The organism is Winslowiella toletana, assembly GCF_017875465.1.
Taxonomy (GTDB): domain Bacteria; phylum Pseudomonadota; class Gammaproteobacteria; order Enterobacterales; family Enterobacteriaceae; genus Erwinia; species Erwinia toletana.
Genome location: NZ_JAGGMQ010000001.1, coordinates 4890040 through 4912174 on the forward strand (window position 1 = coordinate 4890040; position 22135 = coordinate 4912174).

Annotated in this window: 19 protein-coding genes; 12 read left to right on the plus strand and 7 right to left on the minus strand. The window is 53.1% G+C overall.

All coding sequences use genetic code 11. The annotated features are described in order from the left end of the window. Positions 1 to 37: 37 nt before the first annotated feature. A complete protein-coding gene (locus J2125_RS22930) occupies positions 38 to 385 on the minus strand; it encodes a DUF1283 family protein (protein WP_017802268.1) in 348 nt (115 codons plus the stop codon). A gap of 135 nt (positions 386 to 520) precedes the next feature. Between J2125_RS22930 and J2125_RS22935 the strand changes: the two genes are divergently transcribed. Further along, complete coding sequence (locus tag J2125_RS22935) at positions 521 to 844, plus strand: YnfA family protein (protein WP_017802269.1); 324 nt, start codon at positions 521 to 523, stop codon at positions 842 to 844. A 53-nt stretch (positions 845 to 897) separates the two neighbouring features. Here the strand turns inward: J2125_RS22935 and ydfG are convergent, their stop codons facing one another. Next, positions 898 to 1644 (minus strand): bifunctional NADP-dependent 3-hydroxy acid dehydrogenase/3-hydroxypropionate dehydrogenase YdfG, encoded by a 747-nt coding sequence (ydfG, locus tag J2125_RS22940; protein WP_017802270.1) that lies wholly within the window; start codon positions 1642 to 1644, stop codon positions 898 to 900. A 402-nt stretch (positions 1645 to 2046) separates the two neighbouring features. On the opposite strand from ydfG, the gene guaD reads away from it, so the two are divergent. The 8 genes from guaD to J2125_RS22980 all read left to right on the plus strand — a co-directional run bounded on the left by guaD (position 2047) and on the right by J2125_RS22980 (position 12803). Then, on the plus strand, positions 2047 to 3378 hold the full coding sequence (guaD, locus tag J2125_RS22945) for a guanine deaminase (protein WP_017802272.1): 1332 nt from the start codon (positions 2047 to 2049) through the stop codon (positions 3376 to 3378). Then, entirely contained in the window at positions 3375 to 4817 is a 1443-nt protein-coding gene (xdhA, locus tag J2125_RS22950; RefSeq protein ID WP_017802273.1) for a xanthine dehydrogenase small subunit, read from the plus strand. Before guaD ends, xdhA begins: the two co-directional genes overlap by 4 nt. Continuing rightward, positions 4807 to 7173, plus strand: a complete 2367-nt coding sequence (gene xdhB / locus J2125_RS22955) for a xanthine dehydrogenase molybdopterin binding subunit (protein WP_017802274.1) — start codon at positions 4807 to 4809, stop codon at positions 7171 to 7173. The genes xdhA and xdhB overlap by 11 nt, the downstream gene beginning before the upstream one ends. Next, the gene (gene xdhC, locus J2125_RS22960; RefSeq protein ID WP_017802275.1) at positions 7160 to 7933 is read left to right on the plus strand and encodes a xanthine dehydrogenase accessory protein XdhC; all 774 of its coding nucleotides are present in this window, start codon (positions 7160 to 7162) and stop codon (positions 7931 to 7933) included. Before xdhB ends, xdhC begins: the two co-directional genes overlap by 14 nt. Positions 7934 to 7980: 47 nt before the next feature. Then, on the plus strand, positions 7981 to 10029 hold the full coding sequence (gene dcp / locus J2125_RS22965; RefSeq protein WP_017802276.1) for a peptidyl-dipeptidase Dcp: 2049 nt from the start codon (positions 7981 to 7983) through the stop codon (positions 10027 to 10029). 54 nt (positions 10030 to 10083) lie between these two features. Continuing rightward, positions 10084 to 10977, plus strand: coding sequence for a class A beta-lactamase (gene bla, locus J2125_RS22970; protein WP_017802277.1), 894 nt, complete (start codon positions 10084 to 10086; stop codon positions 10975 to 10977). A 124-nt stretch (positions 10978 to 11101) separates the two neighbouring features. Beyond that, positions 11102 to 11815: a hypothetical protein gene (locus tag J2125_RS22975; RefSeq protein ID WP_017802278.1), complete on the plus strand. Its 714-nt coding sequence runs from the start codon at positions 11102 to 11104 to the stop codon at positions 11813 to 11815. 193 nt (positions 11816 to 12008) lie between these two features. Continuing rightward, on the plus strand, positions 12009 to 12803 hold the full coding sequence (locus J2125_RS22980) for a hypothetical protein (RefSeq protein WP_157819457.1): 795 nt from the start codon (positions 12009 to 12011) through the stop codon (positions 12801 to 12803). A 48-nt stretch (positions 12804 to 12851) separates the two neighbouring features. On the opposite strand, the gene hpxO is transcribed toward J2125_RS22980, so the two are convergent. After that, positions 12852 to 14009, minus strand: coding sequence for an FAD-dependent urate hydroxylase HpxO (gene hpxO, locus J2125_RS22985; protein WP_017802280.1), 1158 nt, complete (start codon positions 14007 to 14009; stop codon positions 12852 to 12854). A 232-nt stretch (positions 14010 to 14241) separates the two neighbouring features. On the opposite strand from hpxO, the gene J2125_RS22990 reads away from it, so the two are divergent. Continuing rightward, positions 14242 to 14898, plus strand: coding sequence for an aspartate/glutamate racemase family protein (locus J2125_RS22990; RefSeq protein WP_017802281.1), 657 nt, complete (start codon positions 14242 to 14244; stop codon positions 14896 to 14898). Here J2125_RS22990 and J2125_RS22995 read toward each other — a convergent pair. Beyond that, positions 14895 to 15209 (minus strand): ArsR/SmtB family transcription factor, encoded by a 315-nt coding sequence (locus J2125_RS22995; protein WP_017802282.1) that lies wholly within the window; start codon positions 15207 to 15209, stop codon positions 14895 to 14897. The two genes, J2125_RS22990 and J2125_RS22995, sit on opposite strands and share 4 nt — an antisense overlap. Before the next feature lie 219 nt (positions 15210 to 15428). Here J2125_RS22995 and fusA point away from each other — a divergent pair, with 219 nt between their 5' ends. Then, a complete protein-coding gene (gene fusA / locus J2125_RS23000; RefSeq protein WP_017802283.1) occupies positions 15429 to 17531 on the plus strand; it encodes an elongation factor G in 2103 nt (700 codons plus the stop codon). 71 nt (positions 17532 to 17602) lie between these two features. Here fusA and J2125_RS23005 read toward each other — a convergent pair whose 3' ends face one another. Next, positions 17603 to 18499 carry a DMT family transporter gene (locus J2125_RS23005; RefSeq protein ID WP_017802284.1) on the minus strand — a complete coding sequence of 299 codons (897 nt, stop codon included), beginning with the start codon at positions 18497 to 18499 and terminating at the stop codon, positions 17603 to 17605. A gap of 164 nt (positions 18500 to 18663) precedes the next feature. Between J2125_RS23005 and J2125_RS23010 the strand changes: the two genes are divergently transcribed. Continuing rightward, positions 18664 to 18948, plus strand: coding sequence for a VF530 family protein (locus tag J2125_RS23010; RefSeq protein ID WP_017802285.1), 285 nt, complete (start codon positions 18664 to 18666; stop codon positions 18946 to 18948). Between the two features lie 82 nt (positions 18949 to 19030). Here the strand turns inward: J2125_RS23010 and J2125_RS23015 are convergent, their stop codons facing one another. Further along, positions 19031 to 20503 (minus strand): pyridoxal phosphate-dependent decarboxylase family protein, encoded by a 1473-nt coding sequence (locus J2125_RS23015; protein ID WP_017802286.1) that lies wholly within the window; start codon positions 20501 to 20503, stop codon positions 19031 to 19033. A 14-nt stretch (positions 20504 to 20517) separates the two neighbouring features. Next, positions 20518 to 21900, minus strand: coding sequence for a diaminobutyrate--2-oxoglutarate transaminase (locus J2125_RS23020; protein WP_017802287.1), 1383 nt, complete (start codon positions 21898 to 21900; stop codon positions 20518 to 20520). Between the last annotated feature and the right edge of the window lie 235 nt (positions 21901 to 22135).

A 22135-nucleotide genomic window follows, 5' to 3' on the forward strand; every position in this document is an offset into this window, starting at 1 on the left:
GTTAAAAACTGTCGTAAGCATAGCATCAGTCAGCCGATTATGGCGCTACCGGACGTCCGGTGCGGCGATCAAGGCAGCGCAGGGTGTTGGCTTCCCAGTACGCGTTAACGTTGTAGCTTTTATCGCAGGCATCACGGGTATCAAATGCGCGGTCAGATTTATCGAACTCTTTTTCGACGCGGCTGTTAACTTTTTTTCGTAGCATACGCGTATCGTCCCACTGCTCTTTTTCCTGACGCGCCTGTTCGTTGCTAAGGGCGGCGTTGCCATTCTCGATAATCAGGCGATCGGTTTTTGCGCCTGCGGTGGCTGGTATTACCAGCGCTGCGCCCAGCAATGTCAGAGGCAGAAGGGCGGAGACCAGGCGTTTATGCAGAGTTTTCATCATTACATCCTTAAGTTATTGCCGCAGCCAGCTACTGCTGCTGGGGTCACTATCTCTTTTATTATATCATTGTCGTTCAATTGCTCACCAGTCGCAGTTCCGGCCTGTTTATAGTTCTGAGAGATATTTTACAAAATGATCAAAACTTCGCTGCTGTTTTTTCTTACCGCGCTGGCGGAAATTATTGGCTGTTTTTTGCCCTGGCTATGGCTGAAGAAGGGCGCATCGGTTCTGTTATTGATCCCGGCAGCATGCAGTCTGGCGCTGTTTGTCTGGCTGCTGACGCTGCATCCCGCCGCCAGCGGGCGTGTCTATGCCGCCTATGGCGGTGTCTATGTGATGACCGCGCTGTTATGGCTGCGTTTTGTTGATGGTGTGCGTCTGACGCATTATGACTGGCTGGGCGCAGCGGTAGCGTTTAGCGGGATGCTGATTATTGTGGCGGGCTGGAGTAAATAGGCGGCAAAATAAACCCCGTATATTCACCACTGGCAATATACGGGGCAAAAAAATCAATCCTTATGCACCTTTAGCCCTGCCAGCGTCTGGCTGACCGGCATCATCTCAAGGGTATTGATATTGACATGTTTTGGCAGGGTGGCGACCCAGTACACCGCTTCGGTAACATCTTCCGCGGTTAGCGCGGTGGTGCCGTCGTAAACTTTACCGGCTTTATCATCGTCGCCTTTAAAGCGCACATTGGAAAACTCGGTGCCGCCGACCAGACCCGGTTCGATATCGGTCACGCGCAGCGCAGTGCCGTGCAGATCAGTACGCAGATTAAGGCTGAACTGGCGTACAAAGGCTTTAGTGGCGCCATACACATTGCCCCCTGCATACGGCCAGCTGCCGGCGATCGAGCCGATATTGATGATATGGCCAATATTGCGCTCGACCATCGCCGGTAATACCGCGCGGGTCATATACACCAGACCTTTATTGTTGGTGTCGATCATATCTTCCCAGTCATCAAGATTCGCTTTGTGCGCCGGTTCGATACCCAGCGCAAGGCCCGCGTTATTGACCAGCACATCGATATCACGCCATTCCGCAGGCAGTCCCGCCAGCGCGGTCTCAATACCTGCACGATTGCGCACATCAAGTTGAAGAGTGAAAAGATTGTCGCCCAGCTCATCTTTCAGCGCCTGCAGACGTTCAACGCGGCGGCCCGTGGCAATCACTTTGTGACCATCAGCGATAAAGCGGCGGGTGATACTTTGACCAAAACCGGCAGTAGCGCCGGTAACAAAAATAATCATCTCACTGTTCCTTAACGTATTTCAGGTATCTGACACCTTATCACTTCGCTGCGTGGTCGTTAAGAAATGAATCCTGCTAACAGTTCGCAAACTATGCACATCAATGGTGCGGATAAAGCAGGGCATGCGTCTTAACAGTGCAACGAAATAACCTGATTTAATTAAACTGAGGGCTGATATTAATCACAGCCAGCAAAGCAAACGTTTGCAAATTATAGCAACCGTTTGCGCGGCATCTATTTGGTTAAATCATGTAATTTATTCTCAATCTCAATATCTAATTGATATTTAACAGTAAATATATTTAATTCATTCTGGCATTGGTTTTGCATTTCCAGTCATAAGCCATTTACCTGCTATTACACAGTGAGAAAGCGAAGCCCTTTCTCAAAAGGAATTGCTATGTCAGTGAAATATACGCAAGCCATTCGTGGCCGCTTTTTCGATATTACCGCTACGGTTAAGCAGCCAGAACAACTGGCTGATAAGGCGCGCTATCTTGAGGATGGCCTGCTGCTGATCGATGAAGGGCGCATTGTCAGCCTGCAGAGCTGGCAGCAGGGACAGAGTTTGCTGAACGATCAGCATCAGCTGATTGATTATCGCGACAAACTGATTGTGCCGGGCTTTGTCGATTGCCATATTCACTATCCGCAAACCGAAATGATCGGTGCTTTCGGTGAACAGCTGCTGGAGTGGCTGCAGCAGTACACTTTCCCGGTGGAGAGCCAGTATCACTGCCCGCAGCACTCGGCCAAAATGTCGGCGTTCTTTTTGCATCAGCTGTTGAGCAATGGCACCACTACCGCACTGGTGTTTGGTACTGTGCATCCGCAATCGGTCGAAGCGCTGTTTACCGCGGCGGAACAGCTTGGTATGCGACTGATTGCCGGAAAGGTGATGATGGATCGTAATGCGCCGGATGACCTGACTGAAACCGCCGATGACAGTTATCAGCAGACGCGCGCGTTAATCGAGCGCTGGCATAACCGTGGGCGGCTAAGCTACGCCTTAACGCCGCGTTTTGCGCCAACCTCATCGCCGGAACTGCTGGCCAATGTGCGTCGCCTGCGACAGGAGTTTCCCGATACCTGGCTGCATACCCATTTAAGTGAAAACCCGCAGGAAGTGGCGTGGGTTAAAGCGCTGTTTCCGCATAACAGCAGTTATCTTGATGTTTATCATCAGTATCAGCTCACCGGCCGGCGCAGCGTGTTTGCACACTGCCTGCATCTGGAAGAGCAGGAGTGGGACTGTCTGCATCAGACCGCATCTTCCATCGCTTTCTGCCCGACCTCCAATCTGTTCCTTGGCAGTGGTCTGTTTGATCTGCAGAAGCGCTGGCAGAAGCAGGTGCATTGCGGCATTGGCACCGATGTCGGCGCTGGCACCACCTTTAATCTGCTGCAAACCCTCGGTGAAGCCTACAAAGTGGCGCAGCTGCAACGTTATAAATTGTCGGCCTGTGAGGCTTTCTATCATGCCACGCTGGGCGGCGCGCAGGCTCTTGATCTGGACGATAAGATTGGCAACTTTAATGCCGGCAAAGAGGCGGATTTTGTGGTGCTGGATCCGGCGGTTTCCGCGCTGCAACAGCTGCGCCACGGCAACAGCCGGGATATCTGGGAACAGTTGTTTGTACTGATGACGCTGGGTGACGACCGCAATATCGCCGCCACCTGGGTTAATGGCGCCTGCGTCTGGCAGCGCGACAGCGTGGAGAAAGCGGCATGATTCAATTTTTGCTTAATCAGACGCTGGTCAGTGAGCAGGATATCGATCCCAATCTGACGGTGCTGAACTATCTGCGCAACCATAAACAGCGTTGCGGCACCAAAGAGGGTTGCGCCTCCGGCGACTGCGGCGCCTGCACCGTGACGCTGGGCAAAGTCGTTGATGGCGGGATGCGCTATGAAACCATTAACAGCTGCCTGACGCTGGTCAGCACTTTACAGGGCAAACAGCTGATTACGGTGGAAGATCTGAAGCAGGGTCAGCAGCTGCATTCGGTTCAGCAGGCGATGGTTGACTGTCATGCGTCACAGTGCGGCTTCTGTACACCGGGCTTTGTGATGTCGTTATTTACCTTGCAAAAAAACAGCCAGCGCTGGGATCGTCACCAGACCGAACAGGCGCTTTCTGGCAACCTGTGCCGCTGCACCGGTTATCGTCCGATTGTCGATGCCGCGCGCCAGGCTTGTGATCATCCGCAGGAGGACAGTTTTTCCCGCCAGCAGCAGCAGGTTGCACAGCGCTTACTGGCGCTGCAATCGGATCAGCTACAGGAAATTGCGCGCGGTGAAAACCGCTGCCTGTTGCCGAAAACCGTCGCGCAGCTGGCAGCACTTTATCAGCAATATCCGCAGGCGAAGCTGCTGGCAGGTGGCACCGATCTGTCGTTGCAGATCACGCAGCAGTACCAGACCCTGCCGTTACTGATCGCACTGGAGCAGATTGATGAACTGAAGCAGTGCCAGATTGGCGAGCAGGAGGTAGTGCTGGGTGCTGGCGCTTCACTAACGCACTGCTATCAGTTACTGAAAGAACATATCCCCGGTTTTGCCGCTATCCTGCAACGCTTTGCGTCATTACAGGTGCGTAATCAGGGCACGCTGGGCGGCAATATCGCCAATGCCTCGCCGATTGGCGATGCGCCGCCGATGCTGCTGGCGCTCAATGCTTCACTGATTTTACAGCAGGGCGAACAGCAGCGCCGTTTGCCGCTTGAACAGTTTTTCAGCGGTTATCGCCAGACGGCACTGCAACCCGCAGAGTTTATTCGCGCCATTGTGATACCGCATGTGACAACGTCACATAACTTCCATGCATGGAAAGTGTCAAAACGGCTGGATGATGATATTTCGGCGGTATTCGCGGCGTTTAACCTGCAAATTGAACAGGATGTGATCGTCGATGCGCGCGTCGCTTTTGGCGGTATGGCGGCAACGGCTAAACGCGCCAGCGCCTGTGAACAGCAGCTTATTGGCCAGCACTTTAACGCCGCCACACTGGAAAAAGCCTGCCGCGCGCTGGAACAGGACTTCCAGCCGCTCAGTGATTTCCGCGCCAGCGCCGGTTACCGCTTGCTGGTAGCCAAAAACCTGCTGCGCCGTTACTACCATCTGTTATGCGGCGAACTGAATGTTACGGAGGTATCAGCGTATGTCTCGTAACCGTCCGGCAGTGGCCGAAGAGGTGGTTGAACAGCAGTATCTGGCGGGTATTCAGACCGGCGTTGGACGCAGCAATAAGCATGAAAGTGCGGAAAAGCATGTGGCCGGTGAAGCGATCTATATCGATGACCGGCTGGAGTTTCCCGGTCAGCTGCATCTCTGCCCGCGCCTGAGTGAACACCCGCACGCGCTGATTACCCGTATTGATACCAGCCCGTGCTATGCGATTCCCGGCGTGGTGCAGGTATTAACCTGGCAGGATGTGCCGGGTGATGGCGATATCGGTCCGCTGGAACCTGGCGATCCGCTGATGGCGCAGGATCGGGTGGAGTATGTCGGTCAGGTGATTCTGGCGGTGGCGGCGGAAACACCCCAGGCGGCGCGTCAGGCAGCGCAGGCGGCGATTATTGAATATCAGCTGCTGACGCCGGTGCTGGAGGTGAAACAGGCGCTGGAGCAGCGCAGTTTTGTGCAGGAACCGCATATCCACCAGCTGGGTGATGCGGATGCGGCGCTGGCCCGCGCGCCACATCGCATCAGCGGCGAATTTCATATTGGCGGACAGGAACATTTCTATCTGGAAACCCAGATTGCGCTGGTGATACCGGGCGAAGACGCCAGTTTACAGGTGTTCTCCTCCACGCAGAACCCGACCGAAGTGCAGAAACTGGTAGCTTCAGTGATGGGCATCAGTATGAATAAAGTCACCATTGATATGCGCCGCATGGGTGGTGGCTTCGGCGGGAAAGAGACTCAGGCGGCGGGCGTAGCCTGCCTGTGCGCAATTGCCGCGCGCAGCAGCGGGCGGCCGGTGAAAATGCGGCTGGCGCGTCGCGATGATATGCAGATCACCGGCAAACGCCACCCGTTTTATGTGCGTTATGACGTGGGATACGACGACGACGGGCGCTTTTGCGGGGTAAACATCGAGCTGGCCGGTAACTGTGGTTACTCACTTGATCTGTCCGGTTCGATTGTCGATCGCGCCATGTTCCATGCTGATAACGCTTATTACCTTGGCGATGTGCGTATTACCGGCTATCGCTGCCGCACCAATACCGCATCCAATACTGCCTATCGCGGTTTTGGCGGCCCGCAGGGCATGGTAGCGATTGAGCAGATTATGGATCATATCGCACGGGTGACACGGCTGGATCCGCTGGAAGTGCGTAAACGTAACTATTACGGCAAAACCGAACGCAATATCACCCATTATCATCAGCGGGTGGAAGATAACCTGCTGGATGAAATCACCGCCCAGCTGGAACAGAGTGCGGATTATCAGGCGCGCCGCCGCGAGATCAGCGCGTTTAACGCCAGTAGCCGTTTTATTAAACGCGGACTGGCATTAACGCCGGTAAAATTTGGCATCTCTTTTACTTCCAGTTTTCTTAATCAGGCCGGGGCGCTGATTCTGATCTATACCGACGGCACGGTGCAGCTGAATCATGGCGGCACCGAGATGGGACAGGGACTGAATACTAAAGTGGCGCAGATTGTCGCAGAAGTGCTGCAAATCGATGTCGATAATATCCAGATCACCGCCACCGACACCGGCAAAGTGCCGAATACCTCGCCAACCGCCGCCTCCAGCGGCACCGACCTGAATGGTAAAGCGGCGCAAAATGCGGCGCAGATCCTGCGTGATCGCATGGTGGAGATGCTGTGCAGGCTGCATAACTGTCTGCCGCAGGCGGTCAGTTTTAGCAATGGCATCGTCAGAGTGGCCGATAAGCACTTCACCTTTGCTGATGTGGCGCAGATGGCCTGGCTGAATCAGGTGCCACTGTCGGCCACCGGTTTCTATAAAGTCCCCGGCATTCACTACGATCGTCAGGCCGGACGCGGCACGCCGTTTTACTACTTTGCTTATGGCGCCGCCTGCGCCGAAGTGGTGATCGATACGCTGACCGGCGAATACCGCCTGCTGCGCGCCGATATTTTGCATGATGTGGGTGCCTCACTCAATCCGGCGATCGATATCGGTCAGGTCGAGGGCGGATTTGTGCAGGGCATGGGCTGGCTGACCACGGAAGAGCTGGTGTGGAATGATCAGGGCCGTTTGCTGACTGATGGCCCGGCCAGCTATAAAATTCCGGCAATTGCCGACGTACCGGCCGATCTTCGGGTTACGTTGCTGGAAAACCGCAAGAACCCGAAAGATACCGTGTTTCATTCGAAAGCGGTGGGTGAGCCGCCGTTTATGCTGGGGATCTCGGTCTGGTGTGCATTGCAGGATGCAGTGGCCAGCGTTGACGATTATCAGACACATCCGCTGCTGGATGCGCCAGCGACACCGGAGCGGGTATTCTGGGGCGCCAGCCGCCTGGCAGGAGGCGCTGATGATTTATCATGACTGGATTAGCATCCTCGGCGAGCTACGCGCCAGGCGCGAACCCTGTGTGCTGGTCACGGTGCTGGAGGAGAAAGGCTCGGTGCCGCGCGACAGCGGCAGTAAAATGGTGGTCACCGGTGATCACAGTTTTCTGACCATTGGCGGTGGCCATCTGGAATATCAGTGCATCGCGCAGGCGCGAGCGATGCTGCTAAGCGGTCAGCAGACGCCGCATAGCGAGCATTTTTCCCTTGGCGCGCGTCTCGGGCAATGCTGCGGCGGCATGACCACCATTCTGTTTGAACCGCTGATGCAGCAACAGCCGCAAATTGCGGTATTTGGCGCCGGGCATGTCGGACAGGCGCTGGTGAATCTGCTGTCGACGTTACCCTGTCACGTAAACTGGATTGATGAGCGTGCCGGGCAGTTCGCGCAGGTGCCCGCCGGTGTCAGCGCCTGTCATGCCGAAGACCCGCTGGATCAGGTCGCCGCAATGCCCGCTGACAGCTATTTTGTGGTGATGACTCATCACCATCCACGCGACCTCGAGCTGTGCGAGGCGATTCTGCGGCGTGGCGACTATCGCTATTTTGGCGTGATTGGATCCGCGACTAAACGCCAGCGCTTCGATTATCGTCTTGAGGGTAAAGGCTTCAGTCAGCAACAACTGGCGACCATGCGCTGCCCGATTGGTTTAGCGGACGTAAAAGGAAAATTACCGGCGGAGATTGCGGTGGCGATTGCTGCTGAAATTATTGCGGTTTATCAGCACGCGCAGTGATTTTAATTTAGATTATTACTCTGGAGAGTAATAAGGAGAACACCGTCATGTCAGCCGAACGCCAGAATCCGTTTAGTCAGCCCAGCAGTTTACCGTTCCAGACGCCCGCATTTGATCAGATCCATGACAGTGATTATCTGCCCGCCATTGAGGCCGGGATGCAGCAGAAGCGCGAAGAAGTCCAGCGCATCGCCGAACACCCTGACGCAGCGACCTTTGATAATACCTTTGTGGCGCTGGAGCGCAGTGGTCAGCTGTTAACGCGTGCCCTCAGCGTGTTTAGCGCAATGACGTCGGCGCATACCAATGAGCTGCTGCAAAAAATTGATGAGGAAACCGCGCCGAAGCTGGCTGCCCTTGACGATGAAATCAAACTTAACAGTAAACTGTTCGCCCGCCTCGACAGCGTTTATCAACAGCGCGCCAGCAGCCAGTTAACGCCGGAGTCCCTGCGTCTGGTTGAAGTCACCTGGCAGGCATTTAAGCTGGCCGGTGCGACGCTCTCTGCCCCCGAAAAACAGCAGCTGAAAGGGCTGAATCAGGAAGCGGCAACCCTCAGCACCCGCTTTACTAACCGGCTGTTAGCCGCCAGTAAAGCCGGGGCGCTGGTTGTTAGTGATAAACAGCAACTGGCGGGACTGAGTAGAGAAGAGATCGACGCCGCTGCTGATGCCGCCAGCCAGCGTGGTTTACAGGATCGCTGGTTGCTGGCGTTGCAAAACACCACTCAGCAACCGGCACTGCAAACCCTCAGTCAGCGAGAAACCCGTAAAGCGCTGTTTAACGCGTCATGGCAGCGGGCAGAACAGGGTGATGAAAACGATACGCGGCAGATTATTGCGCGCCTGGCGCAGGTGCGCGCGGGTCAGGCGCAGTTACTCGGTTTTAACAGTTACGCGGCGTGGAAATTGCAGGATCAGATGGCGAAAACGCCTCAGGCGGCGCTGGAATTTATGCGAGGCATCGTTCCGGCGGCCCGCGCACGTGCCGGACGTGAAGCAGCAGATATCCAGGCGGTGATCGACCAGCAGCAGGGCGGTTTTAAACTGGCGCCATGGGACTGGGCTTTTTATGCCGAACAGGTGCGTCGCGCCCGTTACGATCTCGATGAGGCGCAAATTAAACCTTATTTCGAGCTGAATAATGTGCTGGAAAAGGGGGCGTTTTATGCCGCCAGCCAGTTGTATGGCATCAGCTTTCAGTCGCGCCACGATCTGCCGGTTTATCATCCCGATGTGAATGTCTATGAAGTTTTCGATGTTGACGGCAGTTCGCTGGCGTTGCTGTATACCGATTTCTTTAAGCGCGACAGTAAAGGCGGCGGCGCATGGATGGGCAACTTTGTCGATCAGTCAAAACTACTGGGCACCAGGCCGGTGATCTACAATGTCTGTAACTACAATAAGCCGCTGGCCGGACAACCGGCGCTGCTTAGCTGGGATGAAGTGATCACCCTGTTCCATGAGTTTGGCCATGCGCTGCACGGTATTTTTGCCGATCAGCACTACCCGAGCCTCTCCGGAACCGCCACGCCGCGCGATTTTGTTGAATTCCCGTCACAGTTTAATGAGCACTGGGCCAGTGACAGCCAGGTGTTTAAAAACTTTGCCCGTCATTACCAGAGCGGTGAAGCGATGCCGCAGGCGTTGCACGATAAGATCATCAGGGCCGATAAATTTAATAAAGGCTACGATATGACGGAACTGCTGGCGGCCGCGCTGCTGGATCTCCACTGGCACAGCGTGCGGGCGGAACAGTCGTTACCGGATGTCGATCAGTTCGAGCAAAGCGCACTGCAGCAGGAGCAGATTAATCTGCCGGAAGTGCCGCCGCGCTACCGCTCCAGTTACTTCCAGCATATCTGGGGCAATGGCTATGCCGCAGGTTACTATGCCTATTTGTGGACAGAAATGCTGGCCGATGACGGTTTCGCCTGGTTCAGCGCACATGGCGGTTTAACGCGTGAAAATGGTCAGCGCTTCCGCGAGGCGATATTATCCAGAGGAAACAGTAGCGATCTGAAATTATTGTATCATCACTGGCGCGGTCAGGAGCCGGATATCGAGCCGATGTTGCTGAATCGAGGCCTGAAATAACCCTTATCGTGGACGGGGCGTAAGGATCCGCCCCATAGCATGGAGCATATAATCATGTCTGTTTTATCGCTTATCCGCCGTCGTGGTCTGCTGGCAGTCGCCGCTTGCGCCATCACTTTACTGCTAACGCCACCATCGGTGCTGGCGCAACCTGAGACGCTGGCGCAGCAGCTGCGCGCGCTGGAAAAATCAGCCAATGGTCGGCTCGGCGTCGCGCTGATTGACAGTGGTTCCCTGCGAGAGCTGCATTATCGTAGTGATGAGCGCTTTGCTATGGCCAGTACTTTTAAGGCGCTGCTTGCTGCCGCTATGTTGCAACAGAGTGTGAAACAGCCGGATCTGCTGAAAAAACGCATCAACTATAAGCAGAGCGATCTGGTGACTTATTCCCCGGTGACTGAGAAAAATCTGAAGCAAGGGATGACGATTGCTGAGCTGTGTGCCGCAGCCATTGAGCTTAGCGATAACGCCGCGGCGAATTTGCTGCTGCGCGAAATTGGCGGTCCGCAGGCCATTACCCGGCTGGCGCGCGAGTCAGGCGATATGAAAACCCGCCTCGATCGCTGGGAGCCATTACTGAACAGCGCCATACCGGGGGATGCGCGTGATACCACCACGCCGCGCGCGATGGCGTCAAATTTGCAGCAGCTGGCGCTGGGGCAGGCGCTACCTGCCGCCCGGCAGCAGCTGTTGATAACATGGTTGAAACAGAGTCAGACCGGGGCGGAAAGTATCCGTGCCGGTGTACCGCAAGGCTGGGTGGTAGGTGATAAAACCGGGGCAGGAGCGTATGGCACCACCAATGACGTGGCGATTATCTGGCCACCAAAAGGGAAGCCGTTAATACTGGCCATTTACTTTACCCAGAAACACCAGCATGCCGAAGCGCGACGCGATGTACTGGCCAGCGCCACCCGCCTGGTGCTGGCGGAATGGGAAAAGGATTAATCCGGATAACGGGGCAATCAATATTGCCCCAATAATCTCATCAGAAATAGCGAAATGTAGAAGGCGGAGTATATGTTCCCCACTATGATGCGCAGAATTATCATAGCGATAAAGGAGCGCAGCCATGACGGCGATGATAAGTGCGGTAGGTTTGACACCAGTAAATTTACTTAAAACACCTCTTTTAGAGAATACGGCAAGGTTAATAAAAAATATTATTAACTGCACTAATACACTCATTTTTATGACCAAAAAGGGGACGAATTTAACGGTAAGGTCTTATGCTCAGGAAAATAACAGTCACACCGTCTTTATGGGAATAAAGAAGATTGAGATATGTACCACACATGTCAATAATAAGCAAGGCTATGATTCCTCAGCGAAATTATCCTCTGCTGAATATGAGAATAAAGCTGACTTACAAACTGTCAGTTTTCCAGACTCATTAACCGAGTGTAAAATAGATACCAAAGAGATAGAGAAAATGAGGTATCTAAGTAGTCGTAATAAACTCCTGGTGGAATTGGAAAAGACAATCGAAGAGAAAAACAAAATCAATATGGTGCAGGCAAGGCATATCCGACTGGAAAATAAATCTTACCTGCCATGTAACAAGGTATTTGCCAGCGTGCTGTCTGGCTTATCTTCTGTAAAACATAAACGAACCATCGCTGATGTCAAAAGTAAATATGGAACCATTCAAAAGAAAGAAATCTTATCAATTCTTGAAAGTAAAATAAATTCGTATTCTGATGAAATTGGTATGCTGAACTTTAAATTAAAGAGAGTGCATAGGGAGATATATACTAATCGTCAAAATATGCTTAGCCCTGAATAAAAACGGATTTTTTGATCCCACCAGTGCAAACCAGATATTTCACGGGCCACTAACTAACAGTGGCCCGCAGTAAATCCGATGATTTTAATCAATATTGCCCATTATTCCCTGTAAAAAAAGCGAATTTTAGAAGAAAGAATATCAATCTTTCATTAGCATGCGCATAATTATATAGCAATAAGGAAAAGCAGCAGTGGGAACGGCGAAGATTGTAAATTTTGGGGCGCCGCAACAGTTATATTCAAATTATAATGTTGCGGGGGTAAGTGAATCTAATATAGCAAAAGGGATTGTATCATTAAAAAATCAACCAGTTAAATGCAGTGTGAAAGTTGCAGATTGTTCATCTTTACAGAACCGGATCTATAAAAATAACAATCCTCGTCCCATCGTAGAGGAAAAACCGCAAACGATGGATGAATGGAAGACGCTGGTTAATAATATAGCAAAGCATTACAGGAATATTGCCGTTAACTCAGGTGATTATAATACTGCCGCAAAAATACCACCCTGTAATGTTAGCGGCGATACCGCCTTAGAAATGATATCTTATCTGGATAGGTTTATTGAATCTGAAAAGAAGGCAAAAGTTAGCGAGCAAGGGATGTATGTAAAAGATCATAGTAATACAGCAGGAAAAATAAAGGCCATACAAGCCAAGGTGAGTGCTATTGATAAGATCGTGACGGATCACGTCCGGCTTGATAAGGGAGTTTATAAATCCTACAGCAGGAATTATTTAGACATTCTTGATAGATTTTTTTCAGTCAAATATAAAGAAAGTATCAAAAAAATTCAGATCGACCATGACACCTCTCGCAAAGATAAAATATTATCAAACCTCAATAAACAAATAACAGACTTTTCAATAGAAAGTGATAATGTGAGGCATAATTTAGGCAGGGTAAATAAGGATATTCGCAGTTATAATCAGGATTTAAAAATACTGAACGATGCGAGAGTTTTTTTCTCAACCCCACCAAAGTAAACTCAGATAGCATTGAAGGCCAGCCACTGCTGGCCCGCATCATATCCATTACTGCAACGGTCCACCGAGAATCGTCTCGCACATACCAGCCAGAATACGTTCCCCGGTCTCCTGCTCCAGTTCTTTATACCACTGCTCGGTGACCGCCATCTCTTTGCCATGAGTAACATCACAGCGTTTGCGCGCTTTCAGCACCAGATCTTTTACCCGTACGGCGCGTTTGTCCTGATAGCGCAGCAGCGCATCTTCAATGCCCAGCGAATGGGTTTGCAGCACTGTCGCCAGCACCACCGCATCTTCCATCGCTGCACAGCCCCCCTGACCAATATCTGGTGTGGTGCTGTGCGCGGCATCGCCCAGCAGCGCTACCCGGCCTTTAACCAGCGGCATAAAAGGTTCGATATCGTGAATCTCAATCCGGTTGGTGGTCTCCGGATTGATACTGGCAATCAGCTGCTGCACCTGTGGCGCCCAGCCGCGAAAGTAACGTTGCAGATCGGCGCGTAGCGTGCTGCGATCTTCCGCCAGCCCCGGCGGCAGTGGCACATCAAAGAAAAAATAGAAGCGATTACCACTGACCGGCATCAGTGAAACCCGTTTGCCTTCGCCGACAAAGGTGGTCCACTGATTGGCCGGGGCAATACTTTCGTCAATCTCCACCAGGCCGTTCCAGTTAACATAACCGGCGTAACGACGCTCCGTCGGGTAACCTAAAACATGCTGACGGACCACCGAATGCGTACCATCGGCGGCAATTAACAGATCGCCATGCGCTTCACTGCCATCGTCGAAGAATGCAGTAACGCCACTGGCGGACTGTTCAACAGCGGTTACGCGTTTACCGAACTGCACGGCATCGCGGCCATAGTTATCCAGCAGCATGGCCTGTAACTCAGCGCGCGCCACCGGGTAAGGGCGTTCACCCACGCTTTCGATCAATGGATCCATACTGAAGCGGGTCAGCGTTTGTCCCTGCTGATATTCGTTATAAGCCATATAGTGCATTGGTCCGCCCAGGGCGCGCAGGGGTTCTTTCATGCCAAGGTAGTTCAGGCATTTCACGCCGTTAGGCCAGATGGAAATTGCCGCGCCAACCGGTTTTATTTGTTTAACTGCCTCGTATACAGCAGTTTCGATACCAAAACGTTTCAGCGCAAGGGCTGCACATATCCCACCAATCCCGCCACCAATCACGATCGCTTTCATTGCATTCTCCTGTAAGTCTCTACAGTAAAAAGCAATTTCTGTACCAGTTTGCGCAATGGCGGGTTATCACTTGTATACAATTTTGAGGGAAATACGCAACCGTTTGCTGGGCAACCACGGTGCGCCGTGCTGGCGCAATGAGCAATCATGGTGCAGCAGCACGCGATAAAAATTGCTGGTAATCAGCGGGGCAGGCAGAGATAGTTAATATTTGAATTTGTGAGGATTAATGATGAAAATTGCCTGCTTACATGCTGCCGAAAGCAATATTGCGCTGTTTCAGCAGAGCCTGCAGCAGCTGGCGGCGCCGGGCGTTACGCTGGCGCATCAGGTTGAAGCGCAACTACTGGCGGATGCAGAACAGGCGGCAGCGATGACTCCGGAAATTATCGGCATGACGCAACGGGTCATTGCAGAGCTGTGCCAGCAGGCCGATGCGGTGATTATCAGTTGTACCACGCTGGGGGGGGCGGCAGCGGAAAGCCATCGGTTCAGTAAGCCGGTGCTGCGTCTGGATGCGACACTGGTGGATCAGGCTTTTAGCGGCAGCCACCATATTTTGGTGCTGTGTACGGCGCCCACCACGCTGGCTCCGACCCGTGCGCTGTTTTTACAGCGGCAGAGTGCCAGCCGGCAGGTCACGGTTGCATGTGTTCCCGATGCCTGGGCGCAGTTTAAAGCCGGGAATCTTGCGGCTTATCATCGATGTATCGCCGGACACGCCAGTGATTATCTGGCTCAGCATCGCGATTGTGATTGTCTGGTGCTGGCACAATCGTCAATGAGTGACGCCGTGGGTTATATTAATACCAGGGTAAAAATACTTACCGGCCCGACGGCCAGCTTGCAGGCCGCCATTGCTCTGAACAGCAGCGGTCAGCAGGGTTAATCTTGCGTTTTACTCTCCATCACCTGCAATAACGTATCCAGCAAGCCGGGAAAGCGGGCGTCAAGATCTTCCCGGCGCAGCGAAATTAAATTCTCGCGTCCCTGTGGCCGCTGCCAGATCACACCGCTGTCGCGCAATACCCGCCAGTGGTGGGTCATGGTCGATTTGGCCACATCCCGTCGCAGCAGGCCGCAGGCCTGTTCACCCTGATTCGCCAGCGTCTGTACGATCTCCAGCCGCATCGGGTTACCGAGCGCAAAAAGCACATTTTCCAGGCGGAGTTGTTCACGTTCGGGGTGACTGGCGATCATAATATTCCTGTGGCGATGGTGGTTTGCTGCGGAGCGCTAATATAGCAAAGTGTGGCAGCAATACCAGCGCAGCGGCAGATCTCTCCATCGGCAATATCAATGGCTCAAATAGTTCGTATATACTCGTACTATTGTACTATGATATTCGCCAGCAACAACCCAATCAGGCCGGAAAAACAGAATCTGGCCATAACCTGTCATACTGACTAAGGACGCATCATGCCCCGAACCATCCCCATTGAACGTTATCGCAACATTGGTATTTCCGCCCATATTGATGCCGGTAAGACCACCACCACTGAACGTATCCTGTTTTACACTGGCATGAGCCATAAGCTGGGTGAAGTTCATGATGGCGCAGCGACGACCGACTGGATGGCGCAGGAGCAGGAGCGCGGAATTACCATTACCTCGGCCGCAGTCAGCTGCTTCTGGCCGGGTATGGATAACGGTTTCACGCCGCATCGTATCAATATTATCGATACCCCGGGGCACGTCGACTTTACCATTGAAGTAGAACGCTCTATGCGCGTGCTGGACGGTGCGGTAATGGTCTATGACTCGGTAGGAGGCGTACAGCCGCAGTCGGAAACCGTCTGGCGTCAGGCGAATAAGTATCATGTGCCGCGGCTGGCATTTGTAAATAAAATGGACCGGGCCGGCGCGGATTTTTTCCGTGTGGTGCAAATGATGATCGATCGACTAAAAGCGAATCCGGTACCGGTGGTTATCCCGATTGGCAGTGAAGAGCACTTTGCTGGCGTGGTCGATCTGAACAAAATGCGCGCCATTTACTGGGATGATGCCACTCAGGGCATGACCTTTAATTATGCGCCGATCCCGCCGGCGCTGGTTTCCACCGCGCAGCTATGGCGCGAGAAAATGGTGGCCGCGGCGGCGGAAGCCAGCGAAGCGCTGATGGATAAGTATCTGGAACAGGGCGATCTCAGTGAAGAGGAAGTGACGCAGGGTCTGCGTCTGCGCACTGTGGCCGGTGAAATTCAGCCAGTGCTGTGCGGCAGCGCATTTAAAAATAAAGGCGTGCAGCGCATGCTGGATGCGGTGGTGGAGCTGATGCCGTCGCCGCTGGATATCCCGGCGGTGAAAGGCATTGATGAACGGGGTGAGCAGGTGGAACGTCATGCCGATGATAATGAAAAATTCTCGGCGCTGGCGTTTAAACTGATGACCGACCCGTATGTCGGCCAGCTGACTTTTGTACGCGTCTATTCCGGCGTACTGCATAAGGGGGACAGCGTCTATAACCCGGTAAAAGGCAAGAAAGAGCGTATCGGGCGTATTGTGCAGATGCATGCCAATACCCGTCACGAAGTGGACGAGATCCGCGCGGGAGACATTGCCGCCTGTGTTGGCCTGAAAGAGGTCACCACCGGCGAAACCCTGTGCGATCCGAACGCGGTACTGACACTGGAGCGCATGGAGTTTCCGGACCCGGTGATTTCACTGGCGATTGAACCAAAGACCAAGGCCGATCAGGAGAAAATGGGCATCGCACTGCAACGGCTGGCGGCGGAAGACCCGTCGTTTCATCTGCATACCGATGAAGAATCCGGCCAGACGATTATTTCCGGTATGGGAGAGCTGCATCTGGAAATTATCGTTGACCGGATGAAACGTGAGTTTGGCGTCGAAGCCAATATTGGTCGTCCGCAGGTCACCTATCGCGAAACCGTACGAAAAACGGTTAAGGATGTGGAAGGCAAATTTGTCCGCCAGTCCGGCGGTAAAGGGCAGTATGGTCATGTAGTGCTGACGCTGGAACCGCTGGAAGCAGGTAAAGGCTTTATCTTTGACGATGCAACCAAAGGCGGCGTGGTACCGCGTGAGTATATTCCTTCGGTGGAAAAGGGCATTCGCGAAGCGCTGAACAGCGGTGTGGTGGCGGGATATCCGGTGGTGGATATTAAAGTGACCTTAACCTTCGGTTCGTACCATGAAGTCGACTCTTCGGAGCTGGCGTTCAGAATGGCGGCGATCTTTGGGTTTAAAGAGGCGGCGCGGCAGGCCAGCCCGGTGATTCTGGAACCGGTAATGCACGTCGAAGTGGAAACTCCGGAAGAGTATGCCGGTAACGTAATGGGCGATCTCTCATCACGGCGCGGTATGGTGCAGGGTATGGATGAACTGCATGGTGGCCGGGTGATCCGCGCCGAGGTGCCGCTGTCCGAGATGTTCGGTTATTCGACTACCTTGCGCTCGATGTCACAGGGACGCGCCACCTATAGTATGGAGTTCCATCATTACGCCGAAGCGCCGCGCAATGTGGCGGATGCGATTATAGCCGCACGTAAAACGCAGTAAGTTGTTTCCGTAGGGGAGCCGTTCCCGGCTCCCATTTTAAATCATCGGCACGGGCGGCGAGAACGCCGCGCCTACGCAGCTTGCCTGTCTCTGCCCGGACTTACCACCAGCCATACCGCCACACAGACGATAATCGCGCCGGCGATAAAGCCCTGGTTAATGGTTTCACCCAGCACCAGATATCCCCATAAAATAGCGAAAGGCGGGATCAGAAAAGTCACCGTCAGCGTGCGCATTGGACCGATATCGGCCACCAGGCGGAAATAGAGAATATAAGCAAGGGCCGTACAGATCAGCCCGAGCGCCAGAACACAGAGCCAGACCAGCGGTTGCCCCCACGAAACCGGCGGCTGCGTGGCGATGGAGAACAGAAAAAACGGCAGCAGAAACAGCGTGGCGCCGATCTGGCTGCCACATGCCACAATAACCGGATCAAGACCGCCGCGTTCGGAAATCCAGCGGCGGGCCAGATATCCGGCAATGCCATAACATCCGGTCGCCACCAGACAAGCTGTCACACCGGCAATCACAAAGCCTGTGGAGTGGACTTCACCAGTCGTGGTGATCAGCATAATGCCGCACAGGCCGATAAATACCCCCAGCCACTTTTTAATATTTAGCTTCTCCGCAAAGAAACTGAAGCCAATCAGCGCCCCCATTAAAGGCGTGGTGGCGTTCAGGATCGCCGAGTAACCGGCCGGCAGCCATTTTGCCGCCAGGCAATACATCAGAAACGGCAGGCCGGAATTGATAACCCCCAGCAGCAGTGCCGACCTGAGTTTGCCATGAAACTGTAGGCTGGAGCGTAACAGCAAAATAATGGCGCCAAGCCCGATACAGCCAAACAGCACACGCAAAAATGCGGTGTTAATCGCGCCAAAGGCGGGCGCTGCAATGCGCATAAACAAAAAACTGGCGCCCCAGATGGCGGCTAATAATAACAGTCGGATATAGTCTGATTGGCGCATCTACTTTCCCTGAGAAAATTTATTGATGTAAATCATAAGGCCAACTGGCGAACAAGGCTACTGCGCATCTGTTTCCTTCGTAAATCCGTCTGCATCAGAATATTTGCACAAGGCCCGGGCAGTCAGTATGGTGTGGGCAATTATTGTTGGTTACCGGATTGATTATGACTGCCCACTCCTCAAAAGACCCGCTGCATGGCGTTACGCTTGAAGCCATTGTTAACGCCCTGGTGGCGCGCTATGGTTGGGCGGAAATGGCCAAACGCGTCAATATTAACTGCTTTAAAAGCGATCCCAGCGTCAAATCCAGCCTGAAGTTTCTGCGCCGTACCCCCTGGGCGCGCCAGGAAGTGGAAGCTTTGTATATTGATTCACTGAGTGATCCGCAGACAAGCCGCGACGAATTGCCCGCAGACAGTCCATGGGCTAACTGGCAGGGTAAGAAATAGCGGCCTGGCGGTCACAGGCTTGCATAAAAAAAGCCGATAACCATGATAGTTATCGGCTTTTTATCTGTTGCAGCGCGGAGTATTAAGCGGTCAGCAGCTGTTGCGCGGTGGTTTCAACCAGCGCCAGCAGGACTTTAATATCTTCCAGCGTCACCGTCGGGTTCAGTAACGTCAGTTTCAGGCAAGTAATGCCATTAAACTCGGTTACCCCGACATTGGCGCGACCGGATTCCAGCAGCGCATCGCCAATCTGCTGGTTATGTAATGCTACGGCAGCGTCGCCGCTGTTCGCCAGCTGTTGCGGGCGATAGCGGAACAGCACGCTGGCCAGCTGTGGCTGCATCACCAGCTCCAGTGATGGCTGCTCAGTGACATAGTGCGCAACCTGCTGCGCCAGAGTAACGCCATGATCGATGATCGCGGCATACTGTTGCTGGCCTAACGCTTCCAGTCCCATCCACAGTTTTAACGCATCAAAACGACGGGTGGTCTGCAATGATTTCGACACCAGGTTTGGCACGCCCTGCGCTTCGTCAAACTCTGAGTTCAGGTAAGCGGCCTGATAACGCATCAGCTCATAGTGACGTTCTTCTTTTAACAGAAACGCGCCGCAACTGATGGTCTGGAAGAACTGTTTGTGGAAGTCCAGAGTAATGGAGTCCACGAGTTCAATCCCGTCCAGATAGTTACGATACTGCTCAGACAGCAGCAAAGCGCCGCCCCAGGCGGCATCCACATGCACCCAGATCTGATGTTCTGCCGCCAGCGTGGCGATGGCGCGCAGTGGGTCGATGGCGCCGGCATCAGTGGTGCCCGCAGTCGCCACAATCGCCAGAATCTGCTCGCCATTAGCCTGCGCCTGCGCCACTTTATCGGCAAGATCGTTCAGATCCATACGCGCAAAGCGATCGGTTTTCACCAGCGTTACTGACTGATAACCAAGGCCGAGTAAAGCCATATTCTTCTGCACCGAGAAATGGGCGTTTTCAGAACATAACACTTTAATCTTTCTGAGGTTACCCACCAGACCGTCTTGCTGGATCGAGTGGCCCTGACGCGCAAAGAAGGCATCACGCGCCAGCATCAGACCCATCAGGTTGCTCTGAGTGCCGCCGCTGGTGAATACACCAGCATCGCCAGGCTGATAGCCCACCTGAGTACGCAGCCATTCAATCAGCTTCATCTCAATGATGGTAGCTGACGGGCTTTGATCCCAGGAGTCCATACTCTGGTTAGTGGCGTTAATCAGCACTTCAGCGGCCTGGCTAACCACCAGGCTTGGGCAGTGCAGATGCGCGACGCACTGTGGGTGATGTACCGACAGGCTGTCTTTCAAAAAGTATTCAATTGCGCGTTCAATTGCCGCCTGGTTGCCCAGACCCTGAGGATTAAAATCCAGCGTAATGCGTTCACGCAGTTCAGCAACGGTTTTTCCCTGATACATCTCAGGTTGTTGCAGCCACTGCACGACGGCTTCGCTACTCTGGGCAATCGCCTGCTGGTAGGCTTCAGTGCTTTGCGCAGAGGCCGCCAGAATCGGGTTTAACCTGGACATCGAATTCACTCCACTCAAACTGGTTTTACGCCAGCGGAAAGCAGGGCGTTTTCAAATTTATCCAGGAAAATTGCTAATTCTTCATTGGTAATCAGCAGTGACGGCAGCAGGCGCAATACGCTGCCATGGCGTCCGCCACGCTCCAGAATCAGTCCGGATTCAAAGCATTTTTTCTGCAGCAGGGCGGATAACTGACCATCAGCCGGGTGACAACCCATATGATCCTGCGCTTCTTCGGGTTTAACCATCTCGATACCGATCATTAAGCCCAGACCGCGCACGTTGCCAATCACCGGATAGCGTTGCTGCAGTTCGGCCAGTCTGGCTTTCAGCCATTCACCCTGGGCAGCCACTTTCTCAGCGATCTGATGATCTTTCAGATACTGCAGCGTAGTCAGGCCAGTGGCCATCGCCAGCTGGTTGCCACGGAAGGTTCCGGTATGGTGACCAGGTTCCCAGGCGTCAAACTGTTTTTTGATGCCCAGTACCGCCAGTGGCAGGCCACCGCCCACAGCTTTTGACATCACGATAATATCTGGCTGAATGCCGGCATGTTCAAAGGCAAAGAATTTACCGGTGCGGGCAAAACCAGCCTGAACTTCGTCGATAATCAGTAAAATGCCGTGTTCCTGAGTCACTTTACGGATTTTCTGCAGCCATTCCGCCGGAGCCGGGTTCACACCGCCTTCGCCCTGAACCGCTTCCAGAATCACCGCCGCAGGCTTGCGCACGCCACTCTCAACATCATTAATCAGATTTTCGAAATAGTATGTTAATGCTTTAACACCAGCTTCACCGCCGATACCCAGCGGGCAGCGGTACAGATGCGGGTAAGGCATAAACTGCACTTCTGGCATCATGCCATTGACGGCTTCTTTTGGCGACAGATTGCCGGTAACCGCCAGCGCGCCATGCGTCATGCCATGATAACCACCGGAGAAGCTGATCACGCCGCTACGGCCGGTGTGCTTTTTCGCCAGTTTGATCGCGGCTTCTACCGCATCAGCACCGGAAGGGCCGGTGAACTGCAGGCAGTACTCTTTGCCTTCGCCTGGCAGTAAAGAGAGCAGGTACTCGGAGAACTTGTCTTTTAACGGGGTAGTCAGATCAAGTGTATGTAACGGCAAGCCGCTGGTAATGACATTTTGGATGCTTTGCAGAACATCGGGATGATTATGACCCAGCGCCAGCGTACCGGCGCCCGCCAGACAATCAAGATATTGATTATTCTCAACATCAGTGATCCAAACGCCCTGAGCTTTCGCAATTGCTAACGGCAATTTACGTGGGTAGCTCCTGACATTCGATTCAAATTCAGCCTGACGCGCTAAATAGGTTTCATTGTTTCCATGTAATGAATTCGCATCTAAAGTATCAATACGGACTTTATCCGTCATCATATCTCTCCTACAACCATGGGCTTTAACGCCACAGTTGAATAATTAAATGAATAAGTTAACTACAGTGTGAAAAAACGCGGCCAATATATGGCTTTTTGCCCCGCGACTCAATAATTAATTTTGTTTAAATTTGTTTATGATTTTGTCATATAAATCATAGTGTTGGTGGTTTTGTAATCGATAATATCGCCGTAAAGGATTTACAGGGTGATTAATAAGAGGGGCAGAGAGT